The sequence below is a fragment of the Streptomyces sp. V3I8 genome, assembly GCF_030817535.1.
In the GTDB taxonomy this organism is placed as follows: Bacteria; Actinomycetota; Actinomycetes; order Streptomycetales; family Streptomycetaceae; genus Streptomyces.
Map to the genome: position 1 here is coordinate 8,028,227 of NZ_JAUSZL010000002.1, position 23,637 is coordinate 8,051,863.

General features: G+C 73.0%; 19 protein-coding genes. 11 read left to right on the plus strand and 8 right to left on the minus strand.

Annotation, left to right across the window (positions count from 1 at the left end):
- Positions 1 to 37: 37 nt before the first annotated feature.
- Both QFZ75_RS35485 and rho read right to left on the minus strand, forming a co-directional pair.
- Positions 38 to 1,327 (minus strand): D-alanyl-D-alanine carboxypeptidase family protein, encoded by a 1,290-nt coding sequence (locus QFZ75_RS35485; protein WP_307543530.1) that lies wholly within the window; start codon positions 1,325 to 1,327, stop codon positions 38 to 40.
- A 115-nt stretch (positions 1,328 to 1,442) separates the two neighbouring features.
- Positions 1,443 to 2,753, minus strand: a complete 1,311-nt coding sequence (gene rho / locus QFZ75_RS35490; protein ID WP_373465991.1) for a transcription termination factor Rho — start codon at positions 2,751 to 2,753, stop codon at positions 1,443 to 1,445.
- 203 nt (positions 2,754 to 2,956) lie between these two features.
- On the opposite strand from rho, the gene QFZ75_RS35495 reads away from it, so the two are divergent.
- Both QFZ75_RS35495 and QFZ75_RS35500 read left to right on the plus strand, forming a co-directional pair.
- Positions 2,957 to 4,144: a flavin-dependent monooxygenase gene (locus QFZ75_RS35495; protein WP_307543532.1), complete on the plus strand. Its 1,188-nt coding sequence runs from the start codon at positions 2,957 to 2,959 to the stop codon at positions 4,142 to 4,144.
- A gap of 39 nt (positions 4,145 to 4,183) precedes the next feature.
- Positions 4,184 to 5,485 carry a cytochrome P450 gene (locus QFZ75_RS35500; protein WP_307543533.1) on the plus strand — a complete coding sequence of 434 codons (1,302 nt, stop codon included), beginning with the start codon at positions 4,184 to 4,186 and terminating at the stop codon, positions 5,483 to 5,485.
- Positions 5,486 to 5,496: 11 nt separating this feature from the next.
- Here the strand turns inward: QFZ75_RS35500 and QFZ75_RS35505 are convergent, their stop codons facing one another.
- A complete protein-coding gene (locus QFZ75_RS35505) occupies positions 5,497 to 7,080 on the minus strand; it encodes an alpha-amylase family glycosyl hydrolase (RefSeq protein ID WP_307543534.1) in 1,584 nt (527 codons plus the stop codon).
- A gap of 182 nt (positions 7,081 to 7,262) precedes the next feature.
- Here QFZ75_RS35505 and QFZ75_RS35510 point away from each other — a divergent pair, with 182 nt between their 5' ends.
- The 7 genes from QFZ75_RS35510 (at position 7,263) to QFZ75_RS35540 (ending at position 14,070) form a co-directional block, all read left to right on the plus strand.
- Positions 7,263 to 8,006, plus strand: coding sequence for a class I SAM-dependent methyltransferase (locus tag QFZ75_RS35510; protein WP_307543535.1), 744 nt, complete (start codon positions 7,263 to 7,265; stop codon positions 8,004 to 8,006).
- 179 nt (positions 8,007 to 8,185) lie between these two features.
- Positions 8,186 to 8,320, plus strand: a complete 135-nt coding sequence (locus QFZ75_RS35515) for a hypothetical protein (RefSeq protein ID WP_307543536.1) — start codon at positions 8,186 to 8,188, stop codon at positions 8,318 to 8,320.
- On the plus strand, positions 8,317 to 8,415 hold the full coding sequence (gene kdpF, locus QFZ75_RS35520) for a K(+)-transporting ATPase subunit F (protein ID WP_307543537.1): 99 nt from the start codon (positions 8,317 to 8,319) through the stop codon (positions 8,413 to 8,415). Before QFZ75_RS35515 ends, kdpF begins: the two co-directional genes overlap by 4 nt.
- Before the next feature lie 8 nt (positions 8,416 to 8,423).
- On the plus strand, positions 8,424 to 10,088 hold the full coding sequence (gene kdpA / locus QFZ75_RS35525) for a potassium-transporting ATPase subunit KdpA (RefSeq protein WP_307543538.1): 1,665 nt from the start codon (positions 8,424 to 8,426) through the stop codon (positions 10,086 to 10,088).
- A 44-nt stretch (positions 10,089 to 10,132) separates the two neighbouring features.
- A complete protein-coding gene (gene kdpB, locus QFZ75_RS35530) occupies positions 10,133 to 12,265 on the plus strand; it encodes a potassium-transporting ATPase subunit KdpB (protein ID WP_307543539.1) in 2,133 nt (710 codons plus the stop codon).
- Between the two features lie 25 nt (positions 12,266 to 12,290).
- Positions 12,291 to 12,920: a potassium-transporting ATPase subunit C gene (locus tag QFZ75_RS35535; RefSeq protein ID WP_307545016.1), complete on the plus strand. Its 630-nt coding sequence runs from the start codon at positions 12,291 to 12,293 to the stop codon at positions 12,918 to 12,920.
- A gap of 64 nt (positions 12,921 to 12,984) precedes the next feature.
- Complete coding sequence (locus tag QFZ75_RS35540; protein WP_307545018.1) at positions 12,985 to 14,070, plus strand: magnesium and cobalt transport protein CorA; 1,086 nt, start codon at positions 12,985 to 12,987, stop codon at positions 14,068 to 14,070.
- Positions 14,071 to 14,213: 143 nt separating this feature from the next.
- Here the strand turns inward: QFZ75_RS35540 and QFZ75_RS35545 are convergent, their stop codons facing one another.
- A complete protein-coding gene (locus QFZ75_RS35545; protein WP_307543540.1) occupies positions 14,214 to 16,286 on the minus strand; it encodes an AAA family ATPase in 2,073 nt (690 codons plus the stop codon).
- A gap of 172 nt (positions 16,287 to 16,458) precedes the next feature.
- Between QFZ75_RS35545 and QFZ75_RS35550 the strand changes: the two genes are divergently transcribed.
- Positions 16,459 to 17,364 (plus strand): MEDS domain-containing protein, encoded by a 906-nt coding sequence (locus QFZ75_RS35550; protein WP_307543541.1) that lies wholly within the window; start codon positions 16,459 to 16,461, stop codon positions 17,362 to 17,364.
- A gap of 21 nt (positions 17,365 to 17,385) precedes the next feature.
- Here QFZ75_RS35550 and QFZ75_RS35555 read toward each other — a convergent pair whose 3' ends face one another.
- Positions 17,386 to 17,964, minus strand: coding sequence for a TetR/AcrR family transcriptional regulator (locus QFZ75_RS35555; RefSeq protein ID WP_307543542.1), 579 nt, complete (start codon positions 17,962 to 17,964; stop codon positions 17,386 to 17,388).
- Between the two features lie 111 nt (positions 17,965 to 18,075).
- On the opposite strand from QFZ75_RS35555, the gene QFZ75_RS35560 reads away from it, so the two are divergent.
- Positions 18,076 to 20,274, plus strand: coding sequence for an MMPL family transporter (locus QFZ75_RS35560; RefSeq protein WP_307543543.1), 2,199 nt, complete (start codon positions 18,076 to 18,078; stop codon positions 20,272 to 20,274).
- 4 nt (positions 20,275 to 20,278) lie between these two features.
- Here the strand turns inward: QFZ75_RS35560 and QFZ75_RS35565 are convergent, their stop codons facing one another.
- From QFZ75_RS35565 to QFZ75_RS35575, 3 genes are all read right to left on the minus strand, one after another.
- Positions 20,279 to 21,028 (minus strand): GntR family transcriptional regulator, encoded by a 750-nt coding sequence (locus QFZ75_RS35565; protein WP_307543544.1) that lies wholly within the window; start codon positions 21,026 to 21,028, stop codon positions 20,279 to 20,281.
- A 115-nt stretch (positions 21,029 to 21,143) separates the two neighbouring features.
- Complete coding sequence (locus QFZ75_RS35570; protein ID WP_307543545.1) at positions 21,144 to 22,391, minus strand: serine hydrolase; 1,248 nt, start codon at positions 22,389 to 22,391, stop codon at positions 21,144 to 21,146.
- A gap of 131 nt (positions 22,392 to 22,522) precedes the next feature.
- On the minus strand, positions 22,523 to 23,491 hold the full coding sequence (locus tag QFZ75_RS35575; protein WP_307543546.1) for an acetylxylan esterase: 969 nt from the start codon (positions 23,489 to 23,491) through the stop codon (positions 22,523 to 22,525).
- Positions 23,492 to 23,637 lie beyond the last annotated feature (146 nt).

Consider the following 23,637-nt stretch of genomic DNA (forward strand, 5'->3'; position numbering starts at 1 on the left):
GACGGGACGGCCGGGGCGCCGGTCCGTCCGTCCGGGGTCAGTCCCGCGCGGACCGTCCGCCGCGCCTGCCGTGGAGTCGCAGGGCCAGTGCCACGGCGCCCCCGCCGAGACCCGCGGCGCCCGCCAGTGTCCCCGCCGTCACGAGCCAGTTCCGGTCGTCGCCGGAGACACCGGTCCCACCGGCCGGCCCCGCCGCCGGTCCGGCCTGCGGAGCGGATGCCGTGGCGGGCGAGGAACCGGGGCGCGTGGGCGTCGGGGCCGCCGGACCCGGGGCGGCCCGGGCGACGGGGCGCGGCAGGAGCGAGCCGACCGGTTCGACCCGCCCCAGGGCTGCGAACCCCCAGTCGAGCAGCGAGCGCGCCTCCTCGTACACGGCGAACCGGCCGCCCGCCCGGGGGTCCATCACCGTCACGACGAGGGTGTGCCCGTCCCGGCGCGCGGCGGCGACGAGGGTGCTGCCGGCCCGGGAGGTGGAGCCGTTCTTGATGCCGATGAGCCCCGGGTAGGGGGCGACCCCGTCGGCACCGGTCAGCAGCCGGTTGGTGTTCCGGATCTCGTACGCCCGGCCGTCGCCGGGGAACGTCGCCCGGGCGGTGGCGCAGTAGCGGACGAAGTCCGTGTTCCGCAGTCCCGCGCGTCCGAAGACCGCGAGGTCGTACGCGGACGACACCTGGCCGGGCATGTCGTAGCCGTCGGGTGAGACGACCCGGGTGTCACGGGCGCCCAGGGCCCGTGCCCTGGCCTGCATCTGGGCGGCCGTGCTCTCCCAGCCGCCGTTCATCCGGGCGAGTACGCGCACGGCGTCGTTGCCGGAGTTCAGGAAGACGCCCCGCCACAGGTCGGACGCCCGGTAGGTACGCCCCGCGCGGACGCCGACCAGGCTGCTGCCGGAGCCGATGCCGGCCAGGTCCGCCTCGGTGACGGTGTGCCGGACCGCCGGGGGCAGCATCGGGAGCACGGTCACCGCGAAGAGGGTCTTCAACGTGCTGGCGGGCGGCAGCGCGGCATGTGCGTCGTGTGCCGCGAGCACCTCGCCGGTGTCGGCGTCGGCCACCAGCCAGGACCGTGCGGAGAGGTCCCGCGGCACTCCGGGCGCCCCGGCCCGGGGTGTGACCTGTGTCCCGGGGCGGTCCAGCGGCGAAGGGGGCGGTTCGGCGGTGCCCGGCGCGGGCGCGGTGGGGGCGCTGTCCGTCCCGGTGTGTGCGCCATGGATGCCCGGGTGCGCCCCGCCGTGGGCCGCGGCCGGTCCCGGCATGAGAACGAGGGCCCCGGCGACGCAGAGAGCGGAGCAGGAGACGACGGTGCGGGCAGAGAATCCGATGGTCATACCGCAAACGTAGGAACGCGCGCGTCGCCACGTCCGCTGCCCCGGCCGAACGGGCCCGTCGAGCACCCGGATGCCGCAGCACCCGTGCGCGGACCGGTCGCTCAGGCGGACAGGCCTACTGCGCTCCCGGCACCGTCTGCTGCACCTGGCGCAGGAACGTCGCGTTGTCCGGGGTCCGCCGCAGGCGCTCCAGCAGGGTCTCGAGGCCCGCCTGGCCGTCACCGCGGGAGTGCAGGGCGCGGCGCAGGCCGCGCAGAGCCGCCAACTCGGCGGCCGGAACGAGCAGTTCCTCGCGGCGGGTGCCCGACGGGGTGATGTCGACGGCGGGGAAGACGCGGCGGGACGCGAGGGTGCGGTCAAGACGCAGCTCCATGTTGCCGGTGCTCTTGAGCTCCTCGAAGTAGTAGTCGTCGGCACGGGAGCCGGTCTCCACGAGGGCCGTGGCGAGGATGGTGAGCGAACCGCCCTCCTCGGTGAGGCGCGCGGCGCCGAAGAACCGCTTGGGCCCCTGGAGCGACGAGGCGTCGACCCCGCCGCTGAGGGTGCGGCCGCCCGCGGCGGCAGCGTTGTTGTGGGCCCGGCACAGCCGGGTGAGCGAGTCGAGGAGGATCACGACGTCCTGGCCCGCCTCGACGAGCCGCTTGGCGCGTTCGATCGCCAGCTCGGCGAGCGCGATGTGCTGCCCGGGACTCTGGTCGAAGGTGGAGGCGAGCACCTCGCCGCGTACGGAGCGGCGCATGTCGGTGACCTCCTCGGGACGTTCGTCGAGGAGCACCACCATCAGACGGGCCTCGGGGTGGTTGCCGGCGACGGCTGCGGCCAGCTGCTGGAGCAGCACGGTCTTGCCGGTCTTGGGCGGGGCGACGATCAGGCCGCGCTGGCCCTTGCCGACCGGTGCGACCAGGTCGACGAGGCGGGTGGTCACCCCGCCCGCGGGGTGTTCGAGCCGCAGCCGCTCGTGCGGGTGCAGCGGGGTCAGGTCCCGGAAGTGCGGGCGCCGGCGCGCCTCTTCGGCGGGGCGGTCGTTGATCCGCCGCACCTCGGTCAGGGCGCGCTGCCGGCCGCCGCGCAGGCCTTCGACGAGGTCGCCCCTGCGCAGGCCGTACCGGCGGATCAGGGCGGCGGAGACCTGGGGGTCGGCTCCGCCGGGGAGCAGGTTCCCGGCGCGCAGGTGGCCCTGCCCGCCGGAGGTGATGTCGAGTACGCCGGTGGCCGTCTCCTGTGTGACGGGAGTGGGCGGGCGTTCGAGTGTGGTGGTCATGAGGGGTGTCCTTTCGGGGACGGATACGCGTTCTTCTTGCATGGGGAGGGTGGGGAGGAGCCGGAGCAGGGGCGGTGTCCGCACGTCCTGCGGGGCGGGAAGCGTCACCTCTCGCGCCGCGCACCGCCGGGAACGACGGGACGAGGCCTGTGATGCCGGCGGCATGGAGAGAGGTGTTGCGGAGAAGCGGCTGCGCGCCGGTCGGGAGACGACGGGCGGACCAGCTGCGGAGAGTGGATCGGCACCGGCGCCTGGAAGCAGGCGTACACAAGTGCTGAGGAAACTGTAGCACCATCTCGTTCGGCGAGGGCCGGGAAGCCGGATCCGGGGCGTTGACAGGGGTGCCGCCCCGCGCCACGGTGGTCGGCATGGCCGATGCCGGGATCGTCGAGCGGGTACGGGAACTGCGGCCGCTGATCCGGCGGAACGCACTGCGCGCCGAGCGCGAACGGCGGATACCGGACGAGGTGGTCGCCGCCCTCTCCGGCACCGGCGTGCACCGGATGAACGTCCCCCGCCGGTACGGCGGTCACCAGAGTCCGCTGCGCACCCAGGTCGACGCCTTCGCCGAGATCGCCGCCGAGTGCGCCTCCACGGCCTGGGTGACACTGGGTCAGGCCGGCGTCTCGTACATCGCGGCCCTCTTCCCCGACGAGGCGCAGGACGACTTCTTCACCGGGCCGTACGGTCCGGACGTCAGGATCGGCGGCACGCTCGTCCCCGGTGCCACGGCGGTGCCCTGCGACGGGGGGTACCGCGTGGACGGGCCCTCGGCCTTCGCGACCGGCTGTCACCACGCGCAGTGGCACCTGCTGACGGCCGCGGTCGTGCCGTCCGACGGGCGGCCTCTGCCGGGGCCGCCCGAGACGGTGTACGTCGCGGTCCCGATGTCCGAGCTGGAGATCCTGGACGACTGGGACGCCACGGGTCTCGCCGGTACCGGCAGCAACACCGTCGTGGCCCGGGACATTCCCGTCCCCGCGCACCGGGTGCTGCCGGTCGGGCAGATGCTCGCCGGACGGACCCCGTCGAAGACCAACGCCGACGATCCCTTCTACCGCATGCCGGTACTGCTGCTGTTCTGCGCGTGGGCGGCGTCGGCGGCGCTGGGCATGGGGCGGGCGGCGCTCGCGGAGTTCGGCGGACGCATCCACCGGCGCGGTATCACGTACACCTTCCACGAGCGGCAGCACGAGGCCACCGTCACGCACCTCCAGTTCGCCGAGGCGCGGATGAGGGTCTCCGCCGCCGAACTGGTGGTCGCGCGGCTGGTCGACGAGATCGGGACGAAGGCCCGCGACGGCGACCCGTACACCCCGCTGGAGCGGGCCAGGATCCGCGCCGAGAGCGGCTATGTCACCCGGCTCTGCAGGGAGGCCGTCGACCTGCTCGCCTCGGCGGCCGGCGCCTCCTCCCTCCAGCGGGACGTGCCCATGCAGCGCATCGCGCGTGACATGCAGGCCCTGTGCCTGCACTCCTTCGTCAATCCCGCCACCAACCTGGAGATCTACGGTCGCGTACTCTCGGGCCTCGACCCGGGCACCCCCTTCCTGTGACGGCCCGCGCGGACCGTCCACGGCAGTCAGGAGATCGCGTTGGACAGCACGGCCGCCGCACCGTCGGGCGGAGCGTCCGGTACGTCCGGCGCGCCGCACCCCCTCGCCCCGGCCGGCGGCTGCCCGCACGCCGGCAACGCACGCCTGCTCGCGCGCGGCGCCGTCGCGCCGGTCGTGCTGCCCGGCGGGGTGGACGGCATGGCGGTGCTGGGCCACGAGGCACTGAAGGAGTTCCTGGCACACCCTCAGGTCGCCAAGGACGCGGTGCACTTCACGGCGCTGCGGGAGGGCCGCATCCCCGCCGGATGGCCGCTCGCGACCTTCGCGACCGTACGGGGCATGTCGACCGCCGACGGTGACGACCACCGGCGGTTGCGCTCACTGGTCGGCAAGGCGTTCACCGCCCGGCGCGTCGAGGAGCTGCGGCCGCGCGTCGAGGAGCTGACGGCCGGACTGCTCGACGACCTGGACCGCGCGGCCTCGCGGGGCGGGGGAGTCGCCGATCTGCGCACCCACTTCGCGCTGCCGCTGCCGATGGGTGTCATCGGCGAACTGCTGGGCGTGGACGCCGTGTTCCGCGACCGGCTGCACCACCTGTCGAACCAGGTCGTCGCCACGGACCTCGGCCCCGAACGGGCGCTCGCCGCCAACCGGGAACTGGTCGCCGTGCTCGGCGCGGTCGTCGCGGCCAGGACCGAGCGGCCGGGCGACGACCTCACCAGCGCGCTGATCGCCGTCCGCGACCAGGGCGGCGACCGGCTCGACGACGGCGAACTCCTCGGCACCCTGGTGCTGATGATCATCGCCGGGCACGAGACCACCCTGAACCTCGTCACCAACGCCGTACGCGCCCTGTGCGGCCACCGCGACCAGCTGGAACTGGTCCGGCAGGGCGGGGCGAGCTGGGCGGACGTGGTCGAGGAGACCCTGCGCTGGGACGCGCCGGTCAGCTACTTCCCCTTCCGCTACCCGGTGAGCGACCTGACGGTCGGCGGCACCGTCGTCCCCCGGGGCACGCCCGTCCTCGCCGGCTACTCGGCCGCCGGCCGTGACCGGGCCGCGCACGGCCCCGACGCCGACCGCTTCGACGTCACCAGGCCCGGCAGGCCCGGCGCCACCCGGCACCTGTCCCTGGGCCACGGCGCCCACTACTGCCTCGGCGCCCCGCTGGCCCGCATGGAGTCCGCCATCGCCCTGGAACGGCTGTTCACCCGCTTCCCCGACCTCGATCTCGCGGTGCCGGAGTCCGGCCTCACGCACCACTGCGGCTTCGTGGGCAACAGCGTCCGGGCGCTCCCCGTACGGGTGTCGCCGGACGTCCGGATGTCATCGAGGGGGTGACCGCCGCTCCGTCACGGCGCCAGCTCGAAGACGCCGTAGCCGAACGCCTCCGCGGTGAGCGTGCCGTCGCAGGTGTCCACTCCGCGGACTTCGAGGGGCCGGCCGGGGCGGAGCTCCCCGAGAGGACAACTCGTCGGCCGCTGACAGGGGTTGACGACGACGAGGTACCGCCCGCCGCGTACGTGCACGAACGGGTAGCCCGCGTGCACGACCTCCACCGAGCCGTCCGGGCCGAGTTCGGGGGTCGCGGTGCGCAGGGCGATGAGACGGCGGACGAGATGCAGGAGGGACGTGTCGTCGGCGCGCTGGGCCGCAACGGTGGGGCGGCCGGGATCCGGGTCGACCGGCAGGTAGGGGTGCCCGGACGTGGAGAAGCCGGCGTTCGGGCCCTCGTCCCACTGCATCGGCGTACGGGAGCCGGCCCGGTTGTAGCGGGGTCCGAGCACGCTGCCCTCGGTGTCGGGCAGGTCCGGGACGTACCGCATGCCGATCTCGTCACCGTAGTAGATGGCCGGCAGGGTGGGCCAGGTGAGCTGGAAGACGAAGGCCACCGGGAGCTGTTCGGCCGAGCGGGGACCGCAGTTGAGGCGGGAGAAGTCGTGGTTGGCGGTGGGCAGCGAGATGAAGCCGCTGCTGCCGAGGGCCGTCGACGCCTGCCTCCACGCCTCCACGAAGGGGCGCGGCGAGCCCTTGCCGCTCGGGTCGAAGAAGCAGTCGAGCGGGTCCCAGTCGAGGTTGACGGTCCCGGAGCCGTTGCTCCACAGCGAGCGCAGCGCGAGACCGTCCGAGGGGCCGCCGAACTGCAGGAAGAAGTCCGTGTGGAACCCCGCGGGGACGGACACCTCCGGCTCGCCCCACTCCGAGAGCAGCACCGCGTCCGGGTGCGTACGGTCCAGCCAGTGCCGCAGCTCGGTCCAGATCCTGCTGGTCTCCGCTTTGTCCGGGTCGTCCTTGACGAGCGAGGCGGCCATGTCGACGCGGAAGCCCGACAGACCGAGGCCCAGCCAGTGGTCCATGATGGTGCGCAGCGCCTCCCGGTTGGCGCGCGGCCCCTGTGCGTCCACCGGCTGACGCCACGGCTCGGCCGGATTCTCACGCGCGTAACCGAAGTTGAGGGCGGGTTGGAAGGCGAAGAAGTTGGGCAGGTACGCGCCCGGCCTGCTGCCGGGCGAGGCCACGAACCCCTCCGGCCGCCCTTGCGGCGTCCAGATGTAGCGGTGGTCCGCGGGATCGTCGGCCGAGGCGGTGAACCACGGGTGCCGGTCGGAGGTGTGCCCCGCGACCAGGTCCAGGAGGACCCGGATACCGCGGCGGCCCGCCTGCTCGACGAGCTTCGCCAGATCGTCGTTCGAGCCGTAGCGCGGTGCCACGTTCAGGTAGTCGGCGACGTCGTACCCGGCGTCCCGGAACGGTGAGACGAAGCACGGGTTCAGCCAGACCGTGTTCACCCCGAGCCAGGCCAGGTGGTCGAGGCGCTCGGCGATGCCGGCGAAGTCACCGATCCCGTCGCCGTTCGAGTCCGCGAACGACTGCGGGTAGATCTGGTAGAAGACCGCGTCGGAGAGCCAGGCGGGTGCGGGACGGAAGGAGGTCATGGGGCGGATACAGCCTTTCCCTGGGCGGACGTCGTACACGGGTGCTCCGGCACCCGGCACTCCTCACTCACTGCTCACTGCTCACTGTCGGGACCCACTGTCGAGGGTGACAGCGCCCGGGAGCGTCCGAAAGGCCGCGCCATGGCCAGAGCCCGGGCGGGAAGCCCCTATGCTGAGCCGCGATGTTCACGCCGCAAGGTCCCACGTTCCGCGAACTCGCCGTGCAGGCGCTGTCGTCCGTCGAACACGGCTACGACCTGCTCGCGCCCAAGTTCGACCACACCCCGTTCCGTACGCCGGACTCGTTCCTGCGGTCCGTCGCGCGGGCCCTGACGGACCTCGGGCCGTTCGGCAGCGGGCTCGACCTGTGCTGCGGCACCGGCGCGGGCATGGACGTGCTGCGGGCGGTGTGCCGGGAGCGCGTCACCGGTGTCGACATCAGCACGGGCATGCTCGACGTGGCGAGGCGGCAGCAGGGCCCGGACGGACCGCCCGCCTCCTGGGTGCGCGGTGACGCGCGCGCCCTGCCGTTCGGCCCCGCCTTCGACCTGGTGGTGAGCTTCGGGGCGTTCGGGCACTTCCTGCCCCGCGAGCTGCCGGGGCTGTTCGCACAGGTCCACTCGGTGCTGCGGCCCGGCGGGCGGTTCGCCTTCCCGGTCGTGGCGCCGGCCCGCCCCGGCTCGCGCGGCCACCTGGCCATGCTGGGCTTCGACGCGGTGATGAAGGTACGGAACGCGGTGTGGCGTCCCCCGTTCGTCATGTACTACCGGGAGTTCCGGCTCGGTGAGGTCCGGCGGGAGCTGGCCCGCGCCGGCTTCACGGTCGAGCTGTACGCCCTGCCCGAGTTCGGCCGCCGGGACGACGGCAGCCCGCGCTGCCGGATGGTGGTGGCCACGAGGCCCGCGGGGTCCGGGCCGGCGGTTTAGCCTCTGGGGCCGCGGGCTCCGGCGACAGCCCGGCCCCAGGACCGGCCCCGCCGGCGTCCCGCCGTATGGGAACCGTCAAGAGCGTGCGCGGCGGCGTATGGGAGCCGTCAACGAACGCCGCGGGCGGCTGTGGCGGATGTTTCCTCAAGAGGTCAACGCGGTCGGCCGGGCCTGACGCAGTGCGTCGGGGCACCGGTGACCGCACCCCGCACCTCATCCAGGAGCTCACGATGGCCGATCTGGCCTTCGTCTTCACCACGGTCGCGGTCTTCGCGCTGGTGGCCCTCGTCGCCAAGGGAGTGACGAAGCTGTGACCGCATCCGATGTCGAGACGGGCATCGGCCTGATCGTGGCCGTCGCCCTGCTGGGCTACCTCGTCGTCGCCCTCGTGTTCCCCGAGAGGTTCTGAGCACAGTCATGAGTCCCGTACTCGCCGGCGTCCTCCAGCTGCTGGCACTCACCGCGGCGCTGGCACTCGTCCACCGCCCCCTCGGCGACCACATGGCCCACGTCTACTCCTCGGACAAGCACCTGCGCGTCGAGAAGTGGATCTACCGGGGCATCGGCGCCGACCCGGACGCGGGGATGCGCTGGCCCGCGTACCTGCGCGGCGTCCTCGCCTTCTCCGCCGCCGGGGTGTTCCTCCTGTACCTGCTGCAGCGCGTGCAGGGTGTGCTGCCCGGTTCGCTCGGCTTCGCGTCGATCGACCCGGACCAGGCGTTCAACACGGCCGTCTCCTTCGTCACCAACACCAACTGGCAGTCGTACTACGGCGAACAGGCCATGGGCCACGTCGTGCAGACCGCCGGTCTCGCCGTGCAGAACTTCGTCTCCGCGGCCGTCGGCATCGCGGTCGCCGTCGCCCTCGTACGAGGCTTCGCCAGGTCCCGCGACGGCGAACTCGGCAACTTCTGGGCGGACCTCGTGCGCGGTGTCGTCCGCATCCTGCTGCCGCTGTCCGTGGCCGCCGCGATCGTCCTGGCCGCCTGCGGGGTGATCCAGAACTTCTCCGGCATCCACGAGGTCGGCCAGTTCACCGGCGGCACGCAGCAGTGGAACGGCGGCGCGGTCGCCTCCCAGGAGGCCGTCAAGCTGCTCGGCACCAACGGCGGCGGCTACTTCAACGCCAACAGCGCCCACCCCTTCGAGAACCCCACCCCCTTCTCGAACCTCTTCGAGATCTTCCTGCTCCTGGTCGTGCCGTTCTCGCTGCCCCGCACCTTCGGCCGCATGGTCGGCAGCCTGCGGCAGGGGTACGCGATCCTCGCCGCCATGGCCACCGTCTGGGCCGGTTTCGTCGCCCTGATGATGTGGACCGAGTTCGCCCACCACGGCCCGGCCTTCGACCTCGCGGGGGGCGCGCTGGAGGGCAAGGAGACCCGCTTCGGCGTCGGCGCGTCGTCGATCTTCGCGGTGTCCACGACGCTGACCTCCACCGGCGCGGTGAACTCCTTCCACTCCTCGTTCACCGGACTCGGCGGCGGCATCACCCTGCTCGGCATGCAGCTCGGGGAGATCGCGCCCGGCGGCACCGGATCCGGCCTCTACGGCATGCTGATCATGGCGGTCGTCGCGGTGTTCCTCGCGGGACTGATGGTCGGCCGCACACCCGAGTACCTGGGCAAGAAGATCGGCACCCGCGAGATCAAGTTCGCGGCCCTCTACATCCTCGTCACGCCGGCGCTGGTCCTCGTCCTGACCGCCGCGGCCCTGGCACTGCCGACGCCGGGCGACTCGATGACCAACAGCGGGGCGCACGGCTTCTCCGAGATCCTGTACGCCTACACGTCCGCGGCCAACAACAACGGCTCGGCCTTCGCCGGTCTGAACGCGGACACCCAGTGGTTCAACACCACCCTCGGACTGGCCATGCTGCTGGGCCGGTTCCTGCCCATGGTGTTCGTCCTCGCGCTGGCCGGCTCGCTCGCCGGGCAGCGGCCCGTGCCGGCGACCGCGGGCACCCTGCGGACGGAGAAACCGCTGTTCAGCGGGCTGCTGGTGGGCGTGATCCTCATCATCACCGGCCTGACCTACTTTCCGGCGCTCGCGCTGGGCCCGCTGGCCGAGGGGCTGGCGTCATGACGACCCGTACGGATCCGCTCCGAGACAAGGCAGAAGAGGGCTCCATGTCCACGATCACTCCGGCCCGGGCGCCGCACGGCCGCGCACCGGCCGGGAAGAAGGCCGACGAGAACCGCGTCGGCGCGGGTCTCTTCGACCCGGGGCAGCTGCTCAGGTCGCTGCCGGACGCCTTGCGCAAGCTCGACCCGCGAGTGATGGTCAAATCGCCCGTGATGTTCGTGGTGCTGGTCGGCTCGGTGCTGACGACGGCCTTCGCCGCCAAGGACCCGGGCGACCCGTTCGGCTGGGCGATCAGTGCCTGGCTCTGGCTGACGGTCGTCTTCGCCAACCTCGCGGAGGCGGTGGCGGAGGGCCGCGGCAAGGCACAGGCGGACACCCTGCGCAGGGCCAGGACGGACACCGTGGCCCGGCGCGTCGTCCGGCCCGGCTCCGGCTCCGGCTCCGGTTCCGGCCCGGACTCGGGGGAGGAGGCGGTCCGCGGCACCGAGCTGCGCGTCGGCGACCTGGTCGTCTGCGAGGCCGGTGACACCATCCCCGGCGACGGTGACGTCGTCGAGGGCGTGGCGTCCGTGGACGAGTCGGCGATCACGGGTGAGTCGGCCCCGGTCATCCGGGAGTCCGGCGGCGACCGCTCGGGCGTCACGGGCGGCACGAAGGTGCTGTCCGACCGTGTCGTCGTCAAGATCACCACGAAACCCGGCGAGACCTTCGTCGACCGGATGATCGGCCTGGTCGAGGGGGCCGCCCGGCAGAAGACGCCCAACGAGATCGCGCTGAACATCCTGCTGGCCTCGCTGACGGTCGTCTTCCTCCTCGCGGTGGCCACGCTGCCCGCGTTCGCGGACTACGCCGGCACGCACCTCACCATGATCGTGCTGGTGGCGCTGCTCGTCTGCCTGATACCGACCACGATCGGCGCGCTGCTCTCCGCGATCGGCATCGCGGGCATGGACCGGCTGGTGCAGCGCAACGTCCTCGCCCTGTCCGGCCGGGCGGTCGAGGCGGCCGGTGACGTCTCCACCCTGCTGCTCGACAAGACCGGCACCATCACGCTCGGCAACCGCCGGGCGGCCGAGTTCGTGCCGGTCGCCGGCATCGACGAGGGCGAGCTGGCCGACGCGGCCCAGCTCTCCTCACTGGCCGACGAGACGCCCGAGGGCCGTTCCGTCGTCGTCCTGGCCGAGGAGCGGTACGGACTGCGCGAACGGCACCGGGGCGAGCTCGCGCACGCCGAGTGGATCACCTTCACCGCCCGGACCCGGATGTCGGGAGTGGACGTCGGGGGACGCAGCATCCGCAAGGGAGCGGCCGGTTCGGTCGTCGCCTGGGTCCGCGAGCGCGGCGGCACGGTCGCCGCCGACGCCACCGCGCTCGCCGACCGGATCTCCGCGGCGGGCGGCACCCCGCTGCTCGTGGCGGTCGAGGACACCCGGGGCGCCCGGGTGCTGGGCGTCGTCCACCTCAAGGACGTCGTCAAGGACGGTATGCGCGAGCGGTTCGACGAACTGCGGCGCATGGGCATCAGGACCGTCATGATCACCGGCGACAACCCGCTGACGGCCGCGGCCATCGCGGCGGAGGCCGGCGTCGACGACTTCCTCGCGGAGGCCACCCCCGAGGACAAGATGGCGCTCATCAAGCGGGAGCAGGCGGACGGCAAGCTCGTCGCGATGACGGGCGACGGCACGAACGACGCCCCGGCGCTGGCCCAGGCCGACGTGGGAGTGGCCATGAACACGGGCACCTCCGCCGCCAAGGAGGCCGGGAACATGGTCGACCTCGACTCCGACCCGACCAAGCTCATCGAGATCGTCGGGATCGGCAAGCAGCTCCTGATCACCCGGGGCGCGCTGACGACGTTCTCCGTCGCCAACGACGTCGCCAAGTACTTCGCGATCATCCCGGCGCTGTTCGCGGCGGTCTACCCGGGCCTGGACAGGCTCAACGTCATGCGGCTGTCCTCGCCCGACTCGGCGATCCTCTCCGCGGTGGTCTTCAACGCGCTGGTCATCGTCGCGCTGGTGCCGCTCGCCCTGCGGGGGGTGCGGTACCGGCCGCTGAGCGCGGACCGGCTGCTGCGGCGCAACCTCGCCGTCTACGGCCTGGGCGGACTGGTCGCGCCCTTCGTCGGCATCAAGGTCATCGACCTGCTCGTCTCCCTCCTCCCCGGCCTGTAACCCCCCTGAAAGCGTGCTGATCGTCATGAACAACCCGGTCACGAACACCGCCCGGCTGCTGGGCGCGGGTCTGCGGGCCCTGCTCGTCCTCACCGCCGTCTGCGGGGTGCTCTACCCCCTCGCCGTGACGGGCGTCGCCCAGGCCCTCTTCCCCGGCAAGGCCGACGGATCCGAGATCAGCTCGGACGGCGCGGTCGTCGGCTCGTCCCTCATCGGCCAGCAGGGCTACGGACTCGACTACTTCCAGCCCCGGCCCGCCAACGGCCTCGGCGAGAACTCCGTGAACACCCGGTACGAGCTGATCCTCTCGGGCGCCACCAACCGCTCCGGCGACAACGCCGAGCTGATCACGTGGGTGCGGGAGGCGAAGGCCGAGGTGGCCAGGGACAACTCGACGGCCGACCGCACGGTCCGCCCGTCGCAGGTCCCCGCCGACGCGGTGACGTCCTCCGGGTCCGGCCTGGACCCGGACATCTCCCCGGCGTACGCCGCCCTCCAGGTCCACCGGGTCGCCGAGCGCAACGGTCTGCCGGTGGCACGGGTCCGCAGGCTCGTGGCCGAGCACACCGAGGGCCGTACCCTCGGCTTCATGGGGGAGCCCCGGGTGAACGTCCTCGAACTCAACACGGCGCTCAGGCAGCTGACCAGGGGCTGATGCCGGCCGGCGGGGGACCGGTGGCACACTGATCCGGTCACCGAAGGAGTCCCGGCACGTGTCCATGATCCGCAGTCTCGGCCGAGTGGTCCGCCGTACCCGCCGCCACACGGTGGACCTCAGCCATCCCGCCCGTTCTCCGCTCGGCAGCGCGGTGGAGAACTGCGTGGTCTACCACCGGGGCGGGCGGCAGCCCGGCGACTGGGCGCCGCAGGAGGCGATCCGGCGCACCCGCGGAGCCGGCCGGGACGGCTTCGTGTGGATCGGCCTGCACGAGCCCACCGAGGACGAGTTCGCGGACCTGGCCGAGCTGTTCGGACTGCATCCGCTGGCCGTCGAGGACGCGATCCACGCGCACCAGCGGCCGAAGGTGGAGCGGTACGGCGACACGCTGTTCGCCGTCTTCAAGACCGTCCGGTACGTCGAGCACGAGCAGCTCACCGCGACCAGCGAGGTCGTGGACACCGGCGAGGTGATGGTCTTCGTCGGCCCCGACTTCGTGATCACCGTCCGGCACGGCCGCCACGGGTCCCTCGGCCCGCTCCGCGAGGCCCTGGAGAAGCTGCCCGAGCAGCTCCGAAAGGGGCCGTCGGCGGTCCTGCACGCCATCGCCGACCAGGTGGTCGACGACTACGTCGAGGTCACGGACGCCGTGCAGAGCGACATAGAGGCCGTCGAGACGGCGGTCTTCGCGGAGCGGACCGCCCGTGGCGACGCCGGCCAGATCTACCAGCTCAAGCGCGAGCTGCTCGAACTGAAGCGGGCCGTGATCCCCCTGCACCGGCCCCTGCGGATCCTCGTCGAGGAGCCGCCGGCCGCCGTCTCGCCCCAGATCCAGCCGTACTTCCGCGACGTGGCCGACCACCTGGCCCGTGCCACCGAGCAGATCAACGCCTTCGACGGACTGCTCGACTCGATCCTGCAGGCGCACGTGGCCCAGGTGACGGTCGCCCAGAACGAGGACATGCGCAAGATCACGGCCTGGGCCGCCGTCGTGGCCGTCCCCACCATGTTCTGCGGCCTCTACGGCATGAACTTCGACCACATGCCGGAACTGCACTGGACGTACGGCTACCCGGTGGTCCTGAGCGTCATCGCCACCCTCTGCCTCGTCATCCACCGCGGCTTCCGCCGCAACGGCTGGCTCTGAGGAACCCCTCGACGCCTGCCGCGACGGCCGTGACCCGGTCCGTGTGGTCGCCCGGCCGGCTGCCCGTCGTACCGGTCCCTGCCAGGCCCGTGCGGTGTTCCCGTACTCCGTCGCCGCAGGGCGCTCACCGGTCCGAACGGCCGTCAGGGGTCCGCCTCGTCGGGCGGACCGTCCAGCGCGAGCCGTATCGCCGCCTCCGGGCCGAGCCCGCGGCCCTCGCGGACCGCTTCGGTGAACGCGCTGTCCCCGAGGTCCGCCCGCAGACGGCGTGCGTACTCCTGGCGGAAGACGGCCGTCTCGGTGTCACCCAGCTGGGGGAGGCCGGCGGAGTGCCACAGGCGGGTGCCCACGCCGAGCAGCCGGGCGGCACGCTCGGGCTCGCCGCCGACGGCCTCGACGGCGATCAGGAGGTCCGCGACGGCCGCCGCCCCGAAACGGTCGTGGACGCGCCACTTGGCGGCCAGCGCCCGGCGCGCGGAACGCAGCGCGTCCTGGTGCCGCCCGAGCCCGATCCCGGCGAGGCCGAGGAAGAAGTCGCCCCAGGCCCGCATCCACAGCTCACCGCGGGTCGCGCAGTCGACGCGCAGCCGCTCCGCGACCACCGCGCACCGCTCGAACGCGCCCTGCCCGGCCAGGAGGTACGCCTGCACGGCCAGCGTCAGCAGCTGGAAGAACTCCGCCCCGCCGCCGACCCCGGGTGCCTGCGCGCTGCTGCCGTACAGCAGCGCGGACCGCGCCGACTCGCCGCGCACCGCGAGGCTCGCCCCCGTCAACGGCAGCGCGGGCACGGGAAGCCGGCGCTCCTGCGCCAGCCACACGTAGGCCGCGCTCACGGACTCGGCGGCCTCCATGTCCTCCGGCACGACCGTGACCAGACGGTGCGCCCAGGTCGCCAGGGTGCGCCCGGAGGCGTCGTCGGGCACCTGGCGCAGGGCCTGCTCCAGATAGCCCCGCCCCTCGTCGGCGAAGCCGCACGCGAACCAGAAGTACCAGAGGGTGCCGGTGAGTTCGAGTGCGGTCCCGGGGTCCGGCGCCGCCAGGGACTCCTCCAGGGCGACCCGCAGATTGGCGTGTTCCACACTCAGCCGCTCCGCCCACATCCGCTGGCCGGGTCCCAGCCACTCGGCCTCCCCCTGGCGGGCGATCCACCGGAAGTAGTCGAGGTGCCGGACGCGTACGGCGTCCTGTTCGCCCAGGCCCTCCAGCCAGTCGGCGCCGAAGGTGCGGATCGTGTCGAGCATGCGGTAGCGCCCGGCCGCGCCGTTGCTCTCGCGGGTCACGATCGACTTCTCGGTGAGTGACGCGAGCAGCGCGAGTATCTCCTCGGGGGCCAACGGGCCGCCGTGGCACACGAATTCGGCCGCCTCCACGTCCCAGCCGCCCGCGAACACGGACAGGCGGGCCCACAGCAGCCGCTCCAGCGGGGTGCACAGCTCGTGGCTCCATCCGATCGCCGTACGCAGCGTCTGGTGGCGGGCCAGCCGTGGCCGGGCGGGTGAGACGAGCAGGTCGAAACGGGAGTCGAGGCCCTGCAGGAGGCGGTCGAGGGGGAAGCCGCGCAGGCGCACGGCCGCCAGTTCCAGGGCGAGCGGGATCCCGTCGAGCCGCGTGCAGATCGCCGTGACGTCGGCCCGGGTGGCGTCCGTCAGCGCGAACGACGGTACGGCGGCCGCGGCGCGGGCCGTGAAGAGCGCCACCGCGTCCGAGTCTTCGCCGACCGGCAGCGGTGTCACCGGCAGGAGGTGCTCACCCAGCACGCCCAGCGACTGCCGGCTCGTGGTCAGCACGCACAACCGCGGCACCCGTGCGAGGAGTTCGTGGACGACCCGGGCGCACTCGTCCAGTACGTGCTCACAGGTGTCCAGCACGAGCAGCACCGGTCCGTTGTCGAGGTGCTCGCAGACCGCCGTCAGCAGGGGGCGCAGCGTCTGCTCGGTCAGCCGGGTCGCCTCGGCGACGGCGTTCGTCAGGAGGTCCGGGTTCTGCAGGTCGGAGAGTTCCACCAGCCACACCCCGCCGGGGAAGTCCGACTGTGCGGCGTGGGCGGCCCGCAGGGCGAGCCGGGACTTGCCGACTCCTCCGGGGCCGGTGAGGGTCAGGAGCCGTGAGGAGCTCAACAGGGCCGAGATACGGGCGAGTTCGGGCTCGCGGCCGACGAACGTGTTGGACTCGGCGGGAAGATTGCCGTTGCCGCTGTTGCGTACCGAGGCGCCCATTCGCTCCCCCTCACCCGGCCGGTGGCGGCCACCCTAACGCCCGGGGAGGCCCATGTCCGGATACCGGCCGCGGGGCCGGTGTCCGAATTCCGGCCGACCCGCGAAAACCCGGTCAGGTGTAGCGTTGACGGGGTCCCAGCACGCCGAGCGGCGACCTTGGGAGGTGCGGGGTATGGGAACGGTGCCCGCGCTCAAAACGGTCGGTGAGATGCGCTCCGGGGACCATCTGCTCCTCGGCTACGACGCGGACGAGGAGCGCGAGGCCGTGATGGCCGCGTTCCTTCTCGACGGGCTGGCCAGTGGGCACCGCGCTCTGGTGCTGGGCCCGGCCGACCTGCCCGCCGGACTCGCGCTCACCTTCCTCGAGGCCCGCGGCTGCGCCGTCGACGACGAACTGTCGGCCGGGCGCCTGGCGGTGGACCCGCACCTCGCGACGGCCGAGGGACTGTGGGACCTCGACGAGGTGATCCGCCGTGAGGCGCGCCGCGCGGTCGGTGACGGTTACCTGGGCCTGCGCGTCAGCATGGAGGTCAGGCGCGAGGGGGCGGGCAAGGGGCTCAAGATGCTGCACGACAGCGAACTTCTCCTGGAACCCGTCTTCGCGTCCCTGCCGGTCCTCGGCATCTGCCAGTACGACCGCCGTGTCTTCGACGACCTCGAACTGGCCCCGCTGGACAGGCTGCACCGCGGACGGGTCACCGCCGACCTCGTGTGGCGCGACGAACTCCTCTCGGTCACCCGCATGTTCGCCCCGCCCGGCCTGGCGCTCGCGGGCGAGGTCGACGACACGAACGTCACCGCCCTGGCCCGCGCCCTGCAGGCCGAGACGGCCCGCGTCCGGGCCCGTTCGGCCGCCGGCCCGTGCACCCGGCTCGATCTGCGGGACCTGGCGTTCATCGACGTGGGCGCGATGCGCCTGCTGGTGTTCATCGCCCTCTCGCTGCACGGCTCCGGCGGCGCGCTCGTCCTGCAGGGCGTCTCGCCCCACATCCGGCGGCTCATGCGCGTCACCGGCTGGGACCGCATCCCGGGCCTGCGGATCGACGAGGGGGGTGTGCGGGAGGGGGCGGTGCGATGAGCCGTCCCCGACGCGGCCGGCTCAGGCGGCCGGACCGGTCGGCAGGGTGGCGAGTCCGGCGCGCAGGAAGGCCATCGCGGTGTCGATGTCGGCGTCGCCGGACCGGTGGCACACCTCGCTGATCACCGCGGCCGCGGCGGCCGCCGCCATCCGGGGCCCGAAGTCGTCCGGGGCGCTGCCCTGCTCCTCGGCGAGGATCCGCGCGCCGTCCTGGATGATCTCCGCCATCCGCGCCCCGGCGACGGCGCGCAGCTGCGGATTGAGATCGAGCATGCGGTCGGCCAGATCGTCCAGGTCGCTGCGGTGGGCGATCTCCTGGCGCAGCCAGCGCTCCGTCGCGTCCAGGATCGTGACGTCCGGTCCCCGCTCGCGCAGCGCGGTGTCCAGCCGGACGGTGAAGGAGTCGAACTCCGCCAGCGCCAGCTCCAGTTTGGACGGGAAATACAGGGTAACCGTACGCGGCGAGACCTCCGCCGCCGTGGCGATGTCGGCGATGGTCGTCGCCTCGAACCCGTGGTCCGCGAAGAGCTCGTAGGCCGCCCGGAGGATCGCTTCCCGGCGCCGCGCCTTGCTGCGTTCCCGAAGGCCCTCACTCGTCATGAGCGCACTTTACCATCCATGGCTAATTTACACTCGACTGTAAAAATGCCCTAGGGTGTAGAGATGTCGCGGTCCGGCCGAGGACCCGCGGGGAGAGGGAGGAAGTCGGGCATGGCGTCACGCCTGTACACCTGGGGACAATGGGCGGTGCGCCGCCGCGGCAGGGTCCTGGCCGTATGGCTCCTGCTGCTCGCCGTGGTCGGGGGACTCGGCGTCACCCTGCACGGCAAGGTGAGCACGGAGTTCTCGGTGCCGGGGATCGAGTCCCAGAAGGCCCAGGACCTGCTGGAGGAGAAGTTCCCGACCGCCGCCGGCGGAGTCGCCCGGGTCGTGTTCGCCGCCCCCGAGGACGGCGGGCTCGGCGAGCCCGGCGCCGAAGCGGCCCTCACCGCCAGCCTGAGGAAGGCGGCCGGGGTGCCCGGCGTCGTAAACGTCTCCGACCCGGCCGAAGCGGGGACCGTCGCGGAATCGGGCCGCATAGGCTACGCGGACGTCCTGTTCCGCCAGTCCGCCGACAACGTGCCCGAGACGTCCAAGGACGCCCTGACGCAAGCGATGGAGCGGGCCCGGGACGCCGGTCTCGAGGTCGAGTTCGGCGGCTCGGCGATGCAGCCGAAGACCGAGGTCGGCGGTCCGGCCGAGATCGTGGGCGTCGTGATCGCCTTCGCCGTCCTGGCCTTCGCCCTGGGCTCCCTGATCGCGGCCGGACTCCCGCTGCTCACCGCCGTCGTCGGCGTGGCGATCGGGGTGCTGGGCGTCCAGTTCGTCTCCCGCTTCATCGAGATGACCAGCACCGCCACCGTCCTCGCCCTCATGATCGGCCTGGCGGTGGGCATCGACTACGCCCTGTTCATCCTCTCCCGCCACCGCGAACAGCTCGCCGATCCGGACACGGACGTCGAGGACTCCATCGCGCGGGCCGTCGCCACCGCGGGCGGCGCCGTCGTCTTCGCCGGCGCCACCGTGATCATCGCGCTGTCGGCCCTGGCGGTCACCGGCATCCCGTTCCTCACCGTCATGGGGCTGGCCGCCGCCGCGACCGTCCTGCTCGCCGTCCTCATCGCCGTCAACCTGGTGCCCGCCGTGCTCGGGATGCTCGGCGAGCGGCTGCGCCCGCGCCCCCGCGGCTCGGAACGCGCCGCCGGCTCCTGGGCGCTCGGCTGGGCCCGCATCGTCACCGGCAAGCCCCTGATCGTCCTCCTGGTGGGCGTCGTCGGCCTGCTCGCGCTCGCCCTGCCCGCCCGCGACCTGCGCCTCGGACTGCCCGGCTACGCGTCCCAGCCCGCCGACAGCACCCAGCACAAGAGCTACGACCTGCTCAGCGAGGGCTTCGGCCCCGGCTTCAACGCGACCGTCACCGCCGTCGTCGACACCAGCGGGATCCCGGCCGCGGACCGGACCGACACGCTGACCCGGTTGCGTACGGACCTGTCCCGCGACCGGGGCGTGGCGGCCGCCGCCCGGCCCGTGCCCAACCCGGACGGCAGCCTGGCCGTCATCTCGGTCGTCCCGCGGACCGGCCCGGACGCCCGGGCCACCACCGACCTGGTGCACCGGCTGCGGGACAACGCCCCGGCCGTCGACAAGGCGGGCGGCACCCTCTACATCGCCGGCGCCACCCCCGCGGCCATCGACATAGCGGGCAAACTGTCCGGCGCCCTGCCCCTGTTCATCGCCCTCATCGTGATCCTCGCGCTGATCCTGCTGATGGTCGCCTTCCGGTCCCTGCTGGTCCCGGTGAAGGCCGCCCTCGGGTTCCTGCTGTCGGTCGCCGCGTCCCTCGGCGCCACCGTCTGGGTCTTCCAGCAGGGCCACCTCAACGGCGTCCTGGACATCCCGTCCGCCGGTCCCGTCACCAGCTTCCTCCCGGTGCTCCTCATCGGAGTCCTCTTCGGGCTGGCCATGGACTACGAGGTCTTCCTCGTCAGCCGTATGCGCGAGCACTACGAGCACACGGGGGACGCGGCCGAGGCCGTCGTCCACGGGGTGGCGCGCAGCGGCCGGGTGGTCAGCGCCGCCGCACTGATCATGGTGGCGGTCTTCGGCGGCTTCGTCTTCAACCACGACCCGATCATCAAGTCCATCGGCTTCGCGCTGGCGTTCGGCGTCTTCATCGACGCGTTCGTCGTCCGGATGACCCTCGTGCCGGCCGCCATGGCCCTCATCGGCCGCCGTGCCTGGGGACTGCCGGGCTGGCTCGACCGCGTCACCCCCGACGTGGACATCGAGGGCGCCAAGCTCCCGGCACCTGTCCCGGCCGGGCAGGAGGACGAGTACCGGGAGGCGGTCGGCGCCCGCGGTTCCCGCTAGAGGCTCACCGGGGGCCGGCGGTCGCGTCGACCGCCGGCAGGGTGAACTCGTAGACCAACGCGTCCTGCTGGGCGTTCACCACCAGGTCGGTGATCTCCAGGGGGCGGGCGTACTGATCGTGCACCCGCCGCCGCACCCGGACCGAGGCCGCGTCACCGGGCCCGGTGATGGAGTCGCGGTGGTGCAGGGTCAGCCCCGCCCGGCGCATCCAGTCGTACACGCGCCGCAGCTGGGCCGACGAGCTGCCGTCCGCGCGGTCGCGGTAGCGGGCGAGTTCCTCCACCTCGGACAGGGCGACGGCCGAGAACGAGGTCACGGCCGTCCGCCGCCCGTGCCCGTCCGGTGCGGCGGACTCGTAGCGGTGCACCAGCGTCGGCCGCCACGGAGCCAGTCCGAGGGCCGCCGCGTGCTCCGGCGGCGGGGTCTCCCAGTTCACCGTGGCGCGGTCCACGGCGAAGGACCGGGCCGTCTGGGCGCCGAGCGGGAAGCCGAGCGACGGCAGCTGCCCGGCCGGCGGGCCGGGCAGCTCCGCATGGGTGCCGCGCCGGTCGGTGGAGACCAGACCGTCCCGGCGCAGGATGTCCAGCGCCTGGCGGACCGTCTCCCGGCTGGCGCCGAAGCGGGCCGCCAGCCGTCTCTCGCCCGGCAGCCGTTCGCCGGGCGCGATGGTTCCGTCGCGCAGCGCCCCGAGGAGCTCCGAGGCGATGCGCGCGTAGAGCGGCTGTGGGTCGTCGTGCGTGGTGCTGCGGGCCATGTCCGCTCCCCTTGATGACAAGACGTAGCCGTGCGGGCTGTGGGCGCGCGCCCACAGCCCTGGTCACGGGGCCGAGGAGCGCGGACCCTCGTACACGACCATCTCTAGCATTGGTCTAAACCACACGGGAAGTGGGTTCCGGCGGGTCGGCCGACATCAGGCCGGATCCAGCCCGTGCGCCCCCGCGCCCGGGCCGGCTCGGACCGTCCCCTCGAAGCGCCCGGTAGACGGCGTCGACGAGCGCCGTTTTCCGTGGGTCGTCGGCGATGCGCGGCCCCATACGGTTCATGACGTACCCCAGGGAGACGCCCGCCTCCGGGTCGGCCAGACCGCAGGAACCTCCGAAGCCGTCGTGTCCGAAAGCCCGTGGGTTGGGGCCGTAGGAGTGGTTCGCGCCACCGAGCCAGAGGCCCAGGGCGATCTCCGTGTCCCTCGCGAAGCCGGCGCCCAGCACCAGGTCACGACAGGCGCCCTGTCCCGTACGGACCCGCTCGGCCGCCTCCGGGGACAGGATCCGGTGCGTCCCGTACCTGCCCCGGCCGGCGAAGATCCCGTACAGCGCGGCGACCGCCCGTGCCGTGCCGTGCCCGTTGGCCGCCGGGATCTCGGCGGACCGCCACGCCGCCGTGCCGGCGGCGGCGACGCCCGTCTGCGGATTAGTGAGCGCGGCCACCGCCACCGGCGGCATCCGGCCGAACGCGGCCGCCTGTTCGCCGGGACCGACGGTCTGCGGATGCACCAGCTCGGCCGCGCGCCCGTAGTCCTCCCGCGGCAGTCCGAGGGTGAAGTCGATGCCGAGCGGCCCGGTCACCTCCCGCCGCAGGAACGCGCCGGGCAGCAGCCCCGAGACCCGGCGCACCACTTCCCCGACCAGGAAACCGAACGTCAGCGCGTGGTAGCCCGACACCGTCCCCGGCTCCCACCAGGGTTCCGTCGCCGCGAGCCGCTTCGTGGTGAGTTCCCAGTCGTAGAGCTGCTCCAGCGAGTGCGGCTCGCGCAGCCCGGCCAGCCCGGCCCGGTGCGACAGCAGATGCCGTACGAGCACGCCCTCCTTGCCGGCGGCCGCGAACTCCGGCCAGTAGACGGCCACCGGCGCGTCCAGGTCGAGCAGCCCGCGGTCGGCGAGGATGTGCGCGCACAGGGCCGTCGGCCCCTTGGAGGTGGACCACACGTTGACGAGCGTGTCCCGCTGCCACGGCCGGGTGCCGGCGTCCGCCCACCCGCCCCACAGGTCCACCACGCTCTTGCCGCCCACCGTGACACTCACGGCCGCGCCCAGCTCACCGCGCTCCCTGAAGTTCTCCTCGAACGCGTCGCGCACCGCCGAGAAGCGTGCCTCGCACCGACCGTGTACCTCGGACATGACCCCTCCGGACCGCGTAGGAAGTGGTGCATCAGGACAGTGCCCCGTCAGGGGCGCGGGGAACTGCGCGACAGGCCGCGGCCGACCCGCGGGCCGGCCGCCGACCCACGGCGCCCGCGGCCGGCCGCCGGTCAGACGTACGCCGGCAGCCAGGTCAGCTTGACCGCCTCCTGGTACGGTCCGCCCCCCTCGTGGTCGTTGAAGTCGTACACCTCGATCGCCTTGTCCTCGTGCCCCCACGCGTTGAACGCGGCGAACACCGTGGACGGCGGACACGTCTGGTCCTCCAGCGCCGCCGAGAACAGCGCCGGCGCCCGTCCCCGCGCGGCGAAGTGCACCCCGTCGAAGTACGACAGCGTGCGCAGCACCCCCTCGGTACGCCCCCGGTGCGTCTTCAGGTAGTTGCCGATCTCCCGGTACGGGTCCCGGTCGGTGAGCCGGGTGGCGCGCGGATAGTCGCAGAGGAACGGCACGTCCGGCGCGACCGCCACGAGATCCGGCACCAGGCCGCCCACCGCGATCGAGATGCCGCCGCCCTGGCTCGTCCCGACGACGGCGGTGCGCGAGGCGTCGACGAGGGGATGGGACCGGGCCGCCTCCACGGCCCGCACCCCGTCCGTGAACACCCGGCGGTAGTAGTAGTTCTCGGGGGCGTCGATGCCCCGCGTCATGAACCCGGGATAGGCGGGCACGCTGCCCACCGGGTCGGGCGTGTCACCGCCGCCGCCCCACGCGCCGCCCTGGCCCCGGGTGTCCATCACGAAGTGCGCGAAGCCGGCCGACGCCCACAGCAGGTGCGTGTGCGCGAGGCCGCGCCCGCCGCCGTACCCGATGAACTCCACGACCGCCGGCAGCGGGGCGTTCGCCCCGGCGGGCACGGTCAGCCAGCCCTTCACCGGATGCCCGCCGAACCCGGCGAACGTGACGTCGTGCACCGTGACGGTCCGCAGACGGGTCTCCACCGGCTCGAAACGCGCGTCCAGACCGTACCCGCGCGCCTCCTGCAGCGTCTTCGCCCAGAACGCGTCGAAGTCCTCGGGCTCGACGGACACGCTGCGGTACTCCCGCAGCTGATCGAGGGGAAGGTCGAACAAGGCCATGGAGAACCGCCTTTGCTGCGGACGAGGGTGCGGATGATCACACCGTACGGCCGCCGTCGGCGGCTCGCCAGGCCGTGTCCGCGGACCGGCTCGCGCCCGCCCGCCGCACACGCGCGGACACCGGGCCCAACTCCGCGCTGCCGCAG